The sequence below is a fragment of the Pseudoxanthomonas sacheonensis genome (assembly GCF_031455975.1).
Taxonomy (GTDB): domain Bacteria; phylum Pseudomonadota; class Gammaproteobacteria; order Xanthomonadales; family Xanthomonadaceae; genus Pseudoxanthomonas_A; species Pseudoxanthomonas_A sacheonensis_A.
The window spans coordinates 199204-213224 of record NZ_JAVDTT010000005.1 but is presented as its reverse complement, the minus strand read 5'-3'; the positions used below and the strand labels follow the sequence as shown (position 1 = coordinate 213224).

11 protein-coding genes are annotated in these 14021 nt (G+C 63.6%); 3 read left to right on the top strand and 8 right to left on the bottom strand.

The features are described from left to right. Nucleotides 1-3: 3 nt before the first annotated feature. The 8 genes from J2W94_RS17075 to J2W94_RS17040 form a co-directional block, all read right to left on the bottom strand. On the bottom strand, nt 4-915 hold the full coding sequence (locus tag J2W94_RS17075; RefSeq protein WP_310095985.1) for a hypothetical protein: 912 nt from the start codon (nt 913-915) through the stop codon (nt 4-6). An 11-nt stretch (nt 916-926) separates the two neighbouring features. Continuing rightward, nucleotides 927-1943: a glycosyltransferase family 2 protein gene (locus tag J2W94_RS17070; protein ID WP_310095983.1), complete on the bottom strand. Its 1017-nt coding sequence runs from the start codon at nt 1941-1943 to the stop codon at nt 927-929. Continuing rightward, a complete protein-coding gene (locus J2W94_RS17065) occupies nt 1940-2860 on the bottom strand; it encodes an NAD-dependent epimerase/dehydratase family protein (RefSeq protein ID WP_310095980.1) in 921 nt (306 codons plus the stop codon). Before J2W94_RS17065 ends, J2W94_RS17070 begins: the two co-directional genes overlap by 4 nt. Next, on the bottom strand, nt 2857-4044 hold the full coding sequence (locus J2W94_RS17060; RefSeq protein WP_310095978.1) for a glycosyltransferase family 4 protein: 1188 nt from the start codon (nt 4042-4044) through the stop codon (nt 2857-2859). The genes J2W94_RS17065 and J2W94_RS17060 overlap by 4 nt, the downstream gene beginning before the upstream one ends. 59 nt (nt 4045-4103) lie before the next feature. Continuing rightward, nucleotides 4104-6044, bottom strand: a complete 1941-nt coding sequence (locus J2W94_RS17055) for a hypothetical protein (protein ID WP_310095976.1) — start codon at nt 6042-6044, stop codon at nt 4104-4106. 70 nt (nt 6045-6114) lie between these two features. Next, nucleotides 6115-6513 (bottom strand): prepilin-type N-terminal cleavage/methylation domain-containing protein, encoded by a 399-nt coding sequence (locus tag J2W94_RS17050; RefSeq protein WP_310095974.1) that lies wholly within the window; start codon nt 6511-6513, stop codon nt 6115-6117. A 316-nt stretch (nt 6514-6829) separates the two neighbouring features. Continuing rightward, nucleotides 6830-8227, bottom strand: coding sequence for a sigma-54-dependent transcriptional regulator (locus J2W94_RS17045; protein ID WP_310095972.1), 1398 nt, complete (start codon nt 8225-8227; stop codon nt 6830-6832). Nucleotides 8228-8363: 136 nt separating this feature from the next. After that, the gene (locus J2W94_RS17040; RefSeq protein WP_310095970.1) at nt 8364-9980 is read right to left on the bottom strand and encodes a sensor histidine kinase; all 1617 of its coding nucleotides are present in this window, start codon (nt 9978-9980) and stop codon (nt 8364-8366) included. 189 nt (nt 9981-10169) lie between these two features. Here J2W94_RS17040 and sucC point away from each other — a divergent pair, with 189 nt between their 5' ends. The 3 genes from sucC (at nt 10170) to J2W94_RS17025 (ending at nt 13934) form a co-directional block, all read left to right on the top strand. Further along, the gene (sucC, locus tag J2W94_RS17035; RefSeq protein WP_310095968.1) at nt 10170-11333 is read left to right on the top strand and encodes an ADP-forming succinate--CoA ligase subunit beta; all 1164 of its coding nucleotides are present in this window, start codon (nt 10170-10172) and stop codon (nt 11331-11333) included. Nucleotides 11334-11355: 22 nt separating this feature from the next. After that, the gene (gene sucD, locus J2W94_RS17030; RefSeq protein WP_093286949.1) at nt 11356-12231 is read left to right on the top strand and encodes a succinate--CoA ligase subunit alpha; all 876 of its coding nucleotides are present in this window, start codon (nt 11356-11358) and stop codon (nt 12229-12231) included. 65 nt (nt 12232-12296) lie between these two features. After that, complete coding sequence (locus tag J2W94_RS17025; RefSeq protein WP_310095965.1) at nt 12297-13934, top strand: NAD+ synthase; 1638 nt, start codon at nt 12297-12299, stop codon at nt 13932-13934. Nucleotides 13935-14021: the final 87 nt, after the last annotated feature.

Sequence of the window (14021 nt, the reverse complement as noted above, 5' to 3'; positions counted from 1 at the left end):
CCCTCATGAAATGCCGTTAGAGGATGATGCCATGCGGCGCCAGTGCCACGACGCGAGCCATGCCAACATGTCGGCGACCAGCACGACCGGCCGATAGCTTCCGATCAGCCAGAGCGCTTCAGCCTTGTTCTGCAACGGGAAGATCGCGTATTGCATTGCGAGTTCGAACACGCCCATGCCTTGCGGCGCGAAGAATGCCATCGCTCCGAGCATCCACGAGACCAGGTAGCTTGACGCGATTCGTAACGGACCGGCTTGCGTCAATCCGCCCAGCCACAGATAGCAGGTGAATGCGCTGGCCAGAAGGCTCCAGCCGATGACATACACGGCGCAAACCCTGGACGAGCGCGCTGCGTTGATCAGCCGCACGAGGTCTGGCTTGAACATGCGAGCCAGCACTGTCGCAACGATGCCTCCGGCCAGCAACGCGCACGCTGCAGCGATTGCCGCGATCGGGACCTTCCCGTTGAAGGCCAGACCGGCAAGCAGGAAGCCCAAGAATCCGGCCCACCATATAGCCAGCAATTGTTCGACGAGCAGCGTTTGTATCACGGTACGCGTTGGAATTCCGATTCCTACAAGATCGGCGCCGCGCCCGATGCTTTGCCAGATGCCGCCGGGCAGGTATTTGGCCGGCAGGCGCTGCAGGTGAATGCGCAAGAATGTCGCATAGTGTAGGGGGTACCCGTTGGCAGAGAAAAGCAATTGGGCCATGGCGGCCGCAAGGAAATGACTGCACGTGTAGATGCCGATGGACAGGCACAGCGTCGATGGCGATATTCGCTGCACAACGGTCCGCATATCCTCCCAATGTCGGATGCCGTAGAAGACGAAGGCGGCGATCAGAAGCAATTCGAACGCCAGCTTCCAGAACGGCAGCATCTTGCGCAGAAGGATCCTGTGGCGCTCAGTCATGCGGGTAATGCTCATTGCACGTCGGGGATGCCATGCCGCCATACGGCGCGCAGCTTTTGCGGGAGCGGCGTGATCAGGCCCAGCCAGCGTCGGATGGGGAAAGCGCCGAATGACGCTTGCATCCTGCGGCGCTCACCGCAAACGACCCTGCGCAATTTCCACGCGGAAGCGATCGCCGCCAACACAACTTCGCGCAGGAACCGAGTATCTCGTTTCACCAGCGACATGGCGATGCCTTCGACGATTAGTTCACTAGTCTGGATCAGCAGTGCCAGCGGTAGCAACAAGGGCGGACAGAATATGGCAAGCACGCAAATCCGATTGCGTTCGCTCAGGAAGCGGCGGCGCGTGGTGGTGCTCAACTTTCCAGCAACGGCCTTGCCGCCGCCGAAGCTGAGGCCGACCACGTGGTCGTAGCCTGTACCATCGATGACGTGGACCCTGACGCCCGCCTGCCACGCGCCAAGGCAGAGGAACGTATCTTCGCCGATGGAGGCGATCCATTCCGGGAAGCCGCCGATTCGTTCCCAAAGGCGTTTCGGAATCCACAAGCACGACCCCATTACGGTGACCGGACGATGCGGGTCGGAAGCCGTAACTGGAATCGGCATCAGCAAGCAGTCCAGTCGGCACCCGCGATCCAGCAATTGACCCGTGGAGGCCTGATATTGCGGAACGCTTAGGATGCCATCGGAACCGGAAGTGGCCGCATCGCACATCGCCTGCAGAGCGCCGTTGCGCAGCATGGCGTCGTTGTTCAGGAGGAGCAGGTACTCGCCCTCGGCAATGGCGGCCATGCGGTTGTTGCTTATGCAGAATCCGACGTTCTCATCGCTGAAGATGATTCGAATATCTGGATGGGTGTCAGCCAGCGCCTTGGCGGAGCCATCCGTAGAAGCGTCATCGTGGACGATGACTTCCACGTCGGCCTCGCATTCTTGCCGCAAGACCGAATCGATGCAGGAGTGGATGACCTCTGCACCATTGTAATTGGCGATGCATACCGAAATGCGAGGACGGTGGGTCATTCTCTCGCCTGCATGGCATGCCAGCGCCAAGTACGCTCCAGCCCTGTTGCGAGAGGAGTTGTTGGCCTCCAATCCATGCTGTCGCGAGCGGCACTGATATCAAGGGAAATGCTGCGTATGTCGGAACTTCGCATCGCGTTGTAGCTGCGCGGCACGGGTGTTCCGGTGATTGCGTCTATGTTGTCCAAAAGCGCATTCAGGGTTATGGGCTCCCCGTTGGCCACATTGAATGTATGCGTGCCTGTTCCTATCGATTTGACCAGCGCCAGCCTGCACGCATGCAGCAGGTCATCGATATACAAATAGTCGCGAACGGATGCGCCGTCGCCCCAGATCGTCAGGGTGGTCCTGTTCAGGGCGCAATCGAAAGCTGCGGGAATGATGCCGAATCCGGCGCGGGCAACCTGGCCTGGGCCGTAGACGTTCGAAGGTCTCAGGACGATCGCGGTGCCATCATACTGCGACGTCCACGCGTGTATGAAATGTTCGGAAGCGGCCTTGCCGGCTCCGTGGTAGGAGCGAGGCAGCAACTGATCGCTTTCGATGACTGGCTTCTCGCGATCGCCATAAAGCGTGCCGCCAGAAGACAAAAACAGCAGGCGGCGTGACGGGAATTTCTGCAATGCCTCTATCAAGGCAAGCGTTGTCCTCAAGTTGCCGTCCAGTTGGGGCTGGGTGGCACTGCTGCCTGGGGTACTGGAAGAAGCCGCATGGATAATATGCGTGCAGTCTTCAAGCAGTTCCGCAAAGTCGTTACGTGTGGAGAAGGCGGAAACGACATTGGCTATCAGTGGGTTTGCGAAACCTTCAGGACGGCGTGTCGCTGCTATGACCCTCCGTCCATCGGACGCAAGGCTTTCAGCCAAATGGCGGCCGATGAAACCACCCGCCCCCAGGATCAGTACGGCATCGCTCACTGCTCTTCTCCAGTCAGCAGCGTGCGATACAAGGCGCAATAGCGCGCGGCGCAGTCGTCCCAGTCTCCTGTCTCGCTGCGACACCACTCGCGAGCGCGGGAACCTATCATCGAGTTGTATGCCAGGTCTTCCCCTGCATCCAGGCAGGAGGATACGGTTGTCGAATCGTCACACAGCCAACCTGTGATGGAGTGCGAAACGATGTCTTCGTGCGCGGGCAGACGGGATGCCAGGATCGGCAAGCCGGCCGCCATCGCTTCCAGCATTACTTGCGGCCGTCCTTCGGCATGGCGGCTGAGCGTGATCAATCCGGTCGCGCGCGGGAACCATTCTTCGCGAAGCTGTTCCGGAGTGGCCGCTCCGTGGTAGTGCACCCAATCAGGCACCGTGATCTGTTCCTGCATCGGGCCGAACAGGTGCAGTTCTCGCTCGCGGCCGGAGAAGTGAGGCGCACACCATTCGAACAACGGCCCCAGCTTCCCAGATGTAAGCCTGCTCACGCAGATCCACCGATGAATGCCATCGGGGGCGGGTGATCGTTCAATCCGGAACCATGCGGAATCTATGCCCAAAGGCACGTAGCGGATATCTGCTACGTCGCCGAATGCATTGGCCAGCGGCGCCACCATCCAAGCGGCATTCGGGCAAAGTACGGTGCGGCGTGCGGCAAATTTGCGAAGCAGCAGACTTCGCATCAGTGGCAGCCGCAGCAATTGCATGTCGGTGCCTAGTGCAGTAACAAGCAGCGGGCGCCGGTCGTTTGGCAGCGTGAGCACATTCTGCAGCCAGTTCAGATGAAATAGCGAAGCGTCGCTGGATGCGTATGAGCGGCGAAGTCGCCACATCAGGCCAAGGGCCGTCTTCAGCCCCAGTAACGGATTCTTGCGAAGCAGATGGGCAATGCCGCCACGTTCCATCAGGCGCAGCAGCCAGCGTGCATCGTCATCGATCCATGCCGTGCGTACGTTCGCGGGCATTGGCCCGGGCGGGCACCATGTATGCAGGCGTATATCCTCGCGACGAGCGAGGGATTCCACCATCTGCCGGATGAAGATCCCCTTCCAGTCGCCGTGGGTAGTGGGGTAGGACGTGCCGACGAGCATGACAGGGATCGGAGACAGGGCCGGGGCGGCGGCGAAAGGCCCCGCGTGATCAGTCGAATCCACGATGGCATCGGTGGTCATCTTCGTTCTTTCCCTGCCTGCGGTTCGGATTCTCTCTGGGACATGATCGGGTCGCGCAGTCAGGGATTATGCCGTTGCCGGCTTTCGTCCGCGGAATATGCGGCGTCGATTTGATCCCTTAGTTGTTCAAGGCCGTTCTTTTCCGATGCGTTCGATGTATCTGCGCGCCGTTCCGCCTCAGCCAGCACTTGCCTGGCCTGTTCGACTTGGCCCGTCGAAAGATAACTCTGCACCAGGGGGGCGGCAAAGAAGGATGGCGCGCCCGGTATCCAGGCAAGTTTCCCCTGTTCCCGGGCCGCGGCCCAATCCCGCGCACGCGCGAAGAAGGCGGCGGACTGGTACCGGATCAAGTGGGTACCTTTCTGACCGGCCTCGTTCTCCGCGCGGTCGGCCAGGCGGCGCAGCACGGAGCCGACGCCATCGTCCTGCAATCCGCTGCACTTGCCGGCGCCCATGAGCATGTAGAGCTTGAAGAACGGTTGGGTTCCCGGAATGGTGACGGGCATCGGCGTCGTCTCCAGGAAGCTTTCCAGATCGTCATGGTTGGCACGGCCATGCAGGACGCAGCCAGCGTAGGCACGGTACAGATAGCCCAGCGAGCGATTGCGTGGGCGCTGGGAAGCGATCATGCCGGCGACGATGCGGTCGGCGGCTTCGGCGTCGTTGACGGCAATGGTGTTGGCCAGCACGTATGACGTGGCGTTGATCGATTCCGGATGGGACAGCAGGCTGGAGGCCGCGATGGTGATCGGGCTTTTCCAGACCTTGGCGCGGCCATGCGTGACGATGGCGAACACCAGCAGCGTGCCGGCCAGCGCGACCTTGGCGATACGGCCCCCGTTGACGTCCCGTTCCTGCAGGCATCTGGCGAGTAGAACGAACAGCGCGACCACGGCAGTCAGCAGGCCCACCGATGGCAGGTAGTTGCGATGCTCGTAGTACAACTCCAGCGGAACGAAGGAGGCTTCCATCGCGTGGGCGCCGAGGAAGAACGCCCAGCCGAAGGCGATGCTGGGCGAGCGCCGGCGCAGGCGCCATGCCAGCACGCTGGCGGCCGCCAGGGCCGCGAACGCCAGCGCGGTGGTCGGCGGCGACAGCCAGCCGGTGGAGATGGCGAAGTCGTCGGTGAACACGCCCATCCGCGTGGGGTTGGGCAACAGCAGCTGGAACACGTAATCGCACAGCGCCCGGCCCTGGCTGAGCAGGCGCTGGTACATATCGAAATCGCGCCCGGCATACGCACCTAGGAAACGTTCGGATTTCGCGGACAACAGAACCGCGCCGGCGAAGAAGGGCGCCACGCCAAAGACCCACAGGAAGCCCTTGACGGGCTTGGGGCGTTGGCCGCGCTGGAAATACGCCAGTTCCACGATGCAGCAAAGCAGTGGCAGCAACGCACCGTTCTCCTTGGCCAGGAAGGCCAGCGCGGTTAGTGCCGGAATGCCCAGAAACAGGCCCGCGATGGCGGCACGGCTGCCGGGCGATTCGGCAATCTTCTGCCGTAGTGTCAGGTAAAGCCACAAGCCCAGCAGCACGATCAGCGCCGACCACTGCGCCATGCGCTGGACCGCATATAGCACTGTGCTGGCGTGCAGCGGGTGCAGCAGCCAGAGGGCCGTTATCGTGGCTGCCAGCCAGGCGGCGCGCGGGCGCAATAGGGCGTCGAGCAGCAGCAGGCGGCGAAGCAGCGCGAAAATCGTTGCGCCAATGACGAGGTGCAGCGCCAGGTTGACCAGCTTGAACGCAAACGGCGTGTAGCCCAGAAGCTTGGCATTGAGCGCGAAACTGGCCATCGAGACCGGCCGGCCAAAGGCGCCGCCGCCGCGTTCGAACAACAGCGTGGACAAGCCCAGCCTGCCCTGCAGCCAATCGGGGATGGAGCGGAAATTGGCGTAATCGTCGAAGACGAAGGGGCCGCCCAGCCCGACCCAGTACGCCAGTACAGCGGTGGCGGCGACCAGTGCGAGCAACTTAAAGGGGGCAGGTTCGAATTTGATCATGGGTACGTACCGTCGCATAAAAAAACCCCGGGGTCGCCCCCGGGGTTCCTGATTGCAAATGCAGTGGAGCTTATTCGCCAGCCTGAGTGGTATTGCACGCGGCAGGCTTCTGGGCGGCGGTCGCCGTCGTACCATCGTAGGTAGCGGTGCAGTGCCAAATGATGCGGCCACCATCGTTCTGCGGGAATACCGGCTGCAGGGTGATGGTGGCGTCCTGGTAAGAGCCCGACAGAATGCCGCTGCCGGAGCAGATCGTGGCGAGGGTGCCGGTGCACACGTCCGCTTCGCTCGCGCCGTAGTTTTCGCCGACCTTGATCTTCTCGCCCGCCACCGAGCCGATGGCGTTGGTGATTTTGGCCTTGATGGTGTAGTCGCGGTAAGCCGGCAGCGCGATGGCGGCCAGGATGGCGATGATAGCGACAACGATCATCAGTTCGATGAGGGTGAAGCCCTGCATGTTCTTCTTCATGGATAAATCCCCTTGGTAAGGTTTGGCTTGATTGGTATGGGACACAAGCCCAGTGTCCCATAGTGATATGGACCGTGGGCGCCGTGGTGAAACGTGCCACGTGCTTGGGGAATAACGCAGGAAACGTGCCAACCATAGGTTCTGACCGCTGGCACATCCAAAAAGAGCCGCCGGTTCCGTTCTCCCCCGAAACAGGCTTCCAAAACACTGATGCAGTGACTCCCTGCGTCAGTTAGTGACCCGGAAGGTCGCTTTTACCGGCCGGTAACAGGCCATTTCCGACGACGGTCACATTCTTCGATGCGATCCGCCGACTTCATTCCATCCCCAGTTTCTTCAACTTGTAGCGCAGCGCCCGGAAGGTGATGCCCAGCTGCGCAGCCGCCTTGGTCTTGTTCCAGCGGTTGTCCTCCAGCGCTTTCTGGATCGCCGCGCGCTCCAACTGCTCGATATAAGAGGGCAGCGCGCCCGCACCCGGATCGATGCCGGCCAGCGGCGCCTCGTCGGCCAGGGCAGGCACTTCGACCGGCGCGCCGCGGCTGCCATGACCGTTCCCCTGTGGCAGATGCAGGTCGACAGCGTCGATCCGGTCGCCGTCGGCCATGGCCATGGCGCGTTCCAGGATGTTTTCCAGTTCGCGCACGTTACCGGGAAAGCCATAGGCCGCCAGGGCTTCGATAGCCCCGGCGGTCGGCTGCGGGGCGCTGCGGCCATGAGTGCCGGCCAGCCGTGCCAGGATGGCGGCGGTCAGTTGCGGCAGGTCGCCGGTCCGTTCGCGCAGGGGCGGCACGCGCAGCTCGATCACATTGATGCGGTAATAGAGGTCGTGACGGAAGCGGCCATCGTTGGCCAGGTCGCCCAGATCCTTGTGGGTGGCCGAGAGGATGCGCACGTCGACCGGCACTTCAGTGGAGGCGCCGACCGGACGCACCGACTTTTCCTGGATCGCGCGCAGCAGTTTCACCTGCATGGGCAGGGGCAGCTCTGCTACCTCGTCGAGGAACAAGGTGCCGCCGTTGGCCGCCTGGAACAGGCCGGGCTTGTCGGCATGGGCGCCGGTGAAGCTGCCTTTCTTGTGGCCGAAGAACTCGCTTTCCATCAGCTCGGCCGGAATGGCGCCGCAATTGACCGGCACGAACGGACCGGCGGCGCGTGCGCCCTGCTCGTGGATGGTGCGGGCGACCAGCTCTTTACCCACGCCCGATTCACCTAGTATGTAGACCGGCGCCTGGCTGCGGGCCACCTTGGCGATGGTGTCGCGGAGCACGCCCATCGGCGCCGAATTGCCGAGCAGGCGGCTGGCCTGTTCCGGCGGCGGGGGCGGTGCGGGCGCGCGTTCGGTGTTGTTGAGTTCCAGCGCGTGCTTGACCAGGCCGCGCAGTACGCTGATATCCACCGGCTTGCTGACGAAATCGAAGGCGCCGGCCTTGAGCGCCTCCACCGCCAGCTCGACGTTGCCGAAGGCGGTGATCATGGCGACCGGGGTGCGCGGGTACAGGCGGCTGATGTCGCCGACCAGCTCGATGCCGTTGCCGTCGGGCAGGTTCATGTCGGTGAAGCAGAGGTCGTAGGTATTGCGGGACAGGTGCTCGCGCGCCTCGCCCAGGTTGGCGGCGGTGTCGATGCGCAGGCCCATGCGGCCCAGAGTCAGTGTCAACAGTTCGCGGATGTCGCGCTCGTCATCGACGATCAGGGCGCTGCGGTTTTCGCTCATTCGTATCCCTCACGATTCCCTGTGTGAGAAGTGTAACTGTTCAATGCCCAGGTAGGAGCGCCCATGGGCGCGAGCTTCCGGCGGGATGGCGGATCAAACGAGGGCTCGCGCCCATAGGACACTCCTACGTTGCTGCTCACGCGGGCAGCAGCGAATGCGGGCCGGGCAAGGTGACGCGGAAGCAGCTGCCGCCGCCGGGCACCGCCACGAATTCCAGCGAGGCCTGGTTGGCGCGGCACAGCTCGCGGGCGATATACAGGCCCAGCCCGGTGCCGTGTTCGGAGGTGGTGAAGAACGGGCGGAACAACTGGGCCGCCACGGCTTCCGGGATGCCTGGGCCGCGATCCAGCACATCGATTATGGGCCGGTTGTCCGCCTGGAACACCCGCAGCCGCACCCGGGCGGGCTCGCCGGGCAAGCGGCCGTAGTTCAGGGCGTTGTGCACCAGCACGGTCAGGATCTGCTGCAGGTGGCGCAGGTCGACCAAAGCGGGTACGGCACGCGCACCTATCACCGTCTCCAGACTGTCGGTCTCGATGGACATGTTCTGCTGGTATTCGTCGACGAAACGGCGCACGTAGCCGTTGAGGTCCACATGCTCGGGACTGGCGCGTTCGCGGCGGGCCAGGCCCAGTACGCTTTCCACGATGCCGTTGGTGCGCTGGCATTGCTGATGGATGATCTGCAGCAGGCGGCGGTCGCCGTCGATGATGCTCTTGGATTCCTCCAGCAACTGGACCGCGTAGTTGATCGCCGCCAGCGGATTGCGGATTTCGTGGGCCAGGCTGGCCGAGAACCGTCCCAGGGCGCTGAGGGTCAGCGACTCGGCGCGCCGCGAGACCACGCTGGCATCGTCCAGGAACACCAGCGACAACTCGCTGCCGGCCAGCAGACGGGCGAAGCGCGGCTGTACCTCCGGCTGGTCGGGCGAGAGCTGCAGTGGAGTCTCGTCGTTCTTCCAGCCGTTGCGCCATTGCTGCAGGCGGCGGGCCAATTCCGGGGCGACTTGCGGCAGATGGATGCCGTGACTGTCGTTCTCGCCTTCGCTGCCGTCGCCCAGCAACAGCGAAGCGGCTTCGTTGGCCAGTTTGATGCGGTTGTCGGCGTCCACCACCAATACGCCGGTGCGCATGCGGCGAATGATCAGTTCGTTGACTTCGAACAGGTTGGCAACTTCCACGCCGCGCTGGTCGGCCAGGGCCTGGCTGGAACGCGCGCGCTGCCCGGCCTGGCTAGCCAGCAGCCCTACGGCCAGGTAGGTGACAGCGAACATGATGATCTCGGCCACCGGTCGGTCGGTCGGCGTAGAACCCACAGTCTCGACCACGAACTCGACACCCATAGCCAGAGTCGCGAGCAGGGCCACGCCCAGTCCCAGTCTGCGCGGCAACAGCAGCGCGGCCGCGGCCACGTTGAACAGCAACAGCATGGCGATCCCGGCAGTCGCGTTGGGTACCGCATAAGTCGCCAGCGAGGCCACGGCGATGTCCACCACCACGCCAGTCAGCACCAGCGGCACCAGCCACTGTTCCCGGCGGCCCAGGAACAGCATGAACATGGCGAACACCAGGTAGCCGATGGTGACCACGGTACCCAGCAGGGGGTCTCGCTGCTCGCCGAGCATGCCGGACAACGGGCTGAACAGCAGTCCGGCCAGGATGCCGGCCTCCAGCACGCGATAGAGGGCGAAGTAGTACAGATCGCGCCCGGGGGCGGACTCGAAGTGGGCGATGATCGAAGGGCGCTGCGTCAAGCGGGGGATTCCCGACGGCGAAGAGGACAGTATAGGGAGTGGCGGTTCTCCGCAGGAGGCCGGACTCTACGGCTAAGGTCGGTTTTGCACCGCAGCACGGGGTGGGAGACAATAGGCGGCCCATCCGCGCCCTCCGGCCAGCCCGGACCCCTGCGCGCGATGCGTTCTGTTCCTCCCTCAAGGTGATGCATGAACTTCCACGAATACCAGGCGAAGCAGTTGTTTGCCGAATACGGCATTGCAGTGCCGGCAGGGCGCATCGCGCGCGCGCCGGATGAAGCGGTCGAGGCCGCGAAAGCCATTCCCGGCGACCTCTGGGTGGTCAAGGCCCAGATCCACGCGGGCGGCCGCGGCAAGGCCGGCGGCGTCAAACTCGCCAAGACCCTGGACGAAGTGAAGCAGTACGCCGCGGCCATGCTGGGCACGAAGATGGAGACCTACCAGTCCGGCGGCGTGGCCCTGCCCATCGACACCGTGCTGATCTCCGAAGGTACCGACATCGCCAAGGAACTCTACCTCTCGGTGCTGGTCGACCGCGCCAGCCAGGCCATCACCTTCATCACTTCCAGCGAGGGCGGCGTCGACATCGAGACCGTCGCCAGGGAAACCCCCGAGAAGATCCAGACCCTGGACGTGAACTTCGTGCAGGGCCTGCAGCCCTACCAGACCCGCGAAGTCGGCTTCGCCCTGGGCCTGGACGCCAAGCAGGTGAACCAGCTGAGCAAGATCATGCTGGGCCTGTACAAGCTGTTCAACGAGAAAGACTTGGCGTTGGTGGAACTCAACCCGCTGGCCATCCTCACCAACGGCAACCTGGCCGTGCTCGACGGCAAGGTCAATTCCGACGACAACGCCAGCTTCCGCCACGCCGATCTGGTGGCCATGCGCGACAAGTCGCAGGAAGACGAGACCGAAGTGCTGGCCAGCGAGAACGATCTGAACTACGTGACCATGGACGGCAACATCGGCTGCATGGTCAACGGCGCGGGCCTTGCCATGGCCACCATGGACGTGATCAAGCTCAGCGGCGGCGAACCGGCCAACTTCCTGGATGTCGGCGGCGGCGCCACCAAGGAACGCGTGACCACCGCGTTCAAGCTGATCCTATCCAGCGACAAGGTGAAGGCGATCTTCGTCAACATCTTCGGCGGCATCGTCCGCTGCGACATGATCGCCGAAGGCATCATCGCCGCGGTCAAGGACGTTGGCGTCAAAGTGCCGGTAATCGTCCGTTTGGAAGGCACGAATGTCGAAGCCGGCAAGGCGCTGCTGCGCGAATCCGGCCTGGCCATCATCACCGCCGATGACATCAACGATGGCGCCAAGAAGGCCGTTGCGGCCGTCGCTGCCTGAGCCACGAGACTAGGAATAATCCATGAGCGTTTTGGTCAACAAGAACACCAAGGTCATCGTGCAAGGCTTCACCGGCCAGCAGGGCACCTTCCACGCCACCCAGATGGTCGAATACGGCACCCAGGTCGTGGGCGGCGTGACCCCGGGCAAGGGCGGCACCACCCATATCGAACTGCCGGTGTTCAACACCGTGCGCGAAGCGGTGGCTTCCACTGGCGCCGACGCGTCGGTGATCTACGTGCCGCCGCCGTTCGCGGCCGACGCGATCCTGGAAGCGGCCGACGCCGGCATCCGGGTGATCGTCTGCATCACCGAAGGCATCCCGGTGCTGGACATGCTGCGGGTCAAGAACACGCTGAAGGGCTACCCGAACACCACCCTGATCGGCCCCAACTGCCCCGGCATCATCACTCCGGGCGAGTGCAAGATCGGCATCATGCCGGGCCACATCCACTTGCCTGGCAAGATCGGCATCGTCTCGCGTTCGGGCACGCTGACCTATGAAGCGGTCAAGCAGACCACCGACGTGGGCCTGGGCCAGAGCACCTGCATCGGCATCGGCGGCGACCCGATCAACGGCGTCAACTTCGTCGACGCGCTGAAGCTGTTCAACGAAGATCCGCAGACCGAAGGCATCATCATGGTCGGCGAGATCGGCGGTTCGGCCGAGGAAGAAGGCGCCGAATACATCGCCAAGTATGTCAAGAAGCCGGTGGTCGGCTTCATCGCCGGCGCCTCGGCCCCGGCCGGTAAGCGCATGGGCCACGCCGGTGCGATCGCGTCTGGCGGCAAGGGCACGGCCGAGGGCAAGTTCGCGGCAATGGAAGCGGCCGGCGTCGTGACGGTGCGTTCGCCGGGCGACTTGGGCGCGGCGATAGCCAAGCTGGTGAAGAAGTAGAATCGCGTCCAGTACGCGCTTACGAAAGGCCGCCGCGTGCGGCCTTTCGTTTATCCGGAGTCCGCATGAGCAAGAAGCTACGCATCGCACTGGCCCAGTTCGATTTCCCGGTCGGCGCCGTCTACCAGAACGCCGAACGCATCTCGGCGATGATCGCTGAGGCGCGCGATGCGCATGGCGCGGACCTGGTGCTGTTTCCCGAGCTGGCGATCAGCGGCTATCCGCCGGAAGACCTGTTGATGCGTCCCGGATTCCTGCGCGATTGCGAGGCTGCGTTGCAGCAGGTGGCCGCTTCCACGCAGGGGATCGTCGCCGTGGTCGGCTGGCCGCAATCGGCGGGCAGCGTGGTCTACAACGCGGCCAGTGTATTGCGCGACGGCGGAGTGGAAACCACTTATCGCAAACGCGAGCTGCCCAACTACGCGGTGTTCGACGAACGACGCTACTTCGATGTCGATCCGGATGGCGGCGCCTGCGTATTCGAGGTGGCCGGGGTGCCGGTCGGGCTGGTGATCTGCGAGGACCTGTGGTTCGCCGAGCCGCTGGGCGAAACCCGCGACGCCGGCGCGCAGTTGGTGATGGTGCCGAACGCTTCGCCGTTCGAGCGCGACAAGCACGCGCAGCGCGACGCATTGCTGGCGCAGCGGGTCAGCGAGACCGGCGTGGCGCTGGCTTACCTCAACGTGGTCGGCGGGCAGGACGCGCTGGTGTTCGACGGCGCCTCGGTGCTGGCCGATGGCGATGGCTTGGTGCATTCGGCCGCGCGCGCGTTCGAGGATCACTGGCTGGTCGCCGACTACGATGCCGACACGCGCAAGTTCACGGCGCGGGAATGGCCGTGCGAAGGAGACGAAGGCCGCGACGGACTGGCCTGGCGTGCGGTGGTGCGCGGCACACGCGATTATTGCCTGAAGAACGGTTTCTCGAAGGCGTGGCTGGGACTCTCCGGCGGCATCGATTCGGCGCTCGTGCTGGCGATCGCGGTGGACGCGCTGGGTGCGGACAACGTCACCGCGGTGCGGCTGCCTTCGCGCTACACGGCCGATCTTTCCAACGACCTGGCGGCCGAACAGTGCGCGACGATGGGCGTGAAGCTGGAGACGATTCCGATAGAGGCGCCTTTCAAGGGTTTCATCGAGGCTTTGGCGCCCATCTTCGCGGGCCGCGAGGCCGACACCGCCGAGGAGAACCTGCAGTCGCGCAGCCGCGGCGTGATCATGATGGCGCTGTCCAACAAGCTGGGTGGGTTGCTGCTCACCACCGGCAACAAAAGCGAATACGCCGTCGGCTACGCCACCATCTACGGCGACATGTGCGGTGGTTACGCGCCGATCAAGGATCTGTACAAAACCGAGGTGTTCGCGCTCGCGCGCTGGCGCAACACGGTAGGCGGTACGCCGGTGATCCCCGAAGCGGTCATCGCCCGTCCGCCTTCGGCCGAGCTTCGCGAAAACCAGACCGACCAGGATTCCTTGCCGCCCTACGACGTGCTGGATGCGATCCTGCTGCGCTATGTGGACCAGGAGCAGTCGCGAGACGAGATCGTCGCGGCGGGATTCGAGGCGGGCGTGGTCGATCGAATGCTGCGGCTGGTGAGGATCAACGAGTGGAAACGCCATCAGGCGGCGCCCGGACCGAAGGTATCGCGGCGCGCGTTCGGACGCGAGCGGCGTTATCCGATCAGCAATAAGTATCCGGGGTGAATCGTGTTCCTTCTCCATCGGGAGAAGGTGCCCCGAAGGGGCGGATGAGGGCATGCACTTTCAGGTTGACGGATAGGTTCCGGGGGT

What these genes read in the sequence shown, in the direction of transcription:
- J2W94_RS17025 (WP_310095965.1), top strand. Translation starts at nt 12,297, where the DNA reads ATGAGCAAGAAGCTACGCATCGCACTGGCCCAGTTCGATTTCCCGGTC.
- J2W94_RS17070 (WP_310095983.1), bottom strand. Translation starts at nt 1,943, where the DNA reads ATGACCCACCGTCCTCGCATTTCGGTATGCATCGCCAATTACAATGGT.
- sucD (WP_093286949.1), top strand. Translation starts at nt 11,356, where the DNA reads ATGAGCGTTTTGGTCAACAAGAACACCAAGGTCATCGTGCAAGGCTTC.
- J2W94_RS17055 (WP_310095976.1), bottom strand. Translation starts at nt 6,044, where the DNA reads ATGATCAAATTCGAACCTGCCCCCTTTAAGTTGCTCGCACTGGTCGCC.
- sucC (WP_310095968.1), top strand. Translation starts at nt 10,170, where the DNA reads ATGAACTTCCACGAATACCAGGCGAAGCAGTTGTTTGCCGAATACGGC.
- J2W94_RS17075 (WP_310095985.1), bottom strand. Translation starts at nt 915, where the DNA reads ATGACTGAGCGCCACAGGATCCTTCTGCGCAAGATGCTGCCGTTCTGG.
- J2W94_RS17060 (WP_310095978.1), bottom strand. Translation starts at nt 4,044, where the DNA reads ATGACCACCGATGCCATCGTGGATTCGACTGATCACGCGGGGCCTTTC.
- J2W94_RS17045 (WP_310095972.1), bottom strand. Translation starts at nt 8,227, where the DNA reads ATGAGCGAAAACCGCAGCGCCCTGATCGTCGATGACGAGCGCGACATC.
- J2W94_RS17050 (WP_310095974.1), bottom strand. Translation starts at nt 6,513, where the DNA reads ATGAAGAAGAACATGCAGGGCTTCACCCTCATCGAACTGATGATCGTT.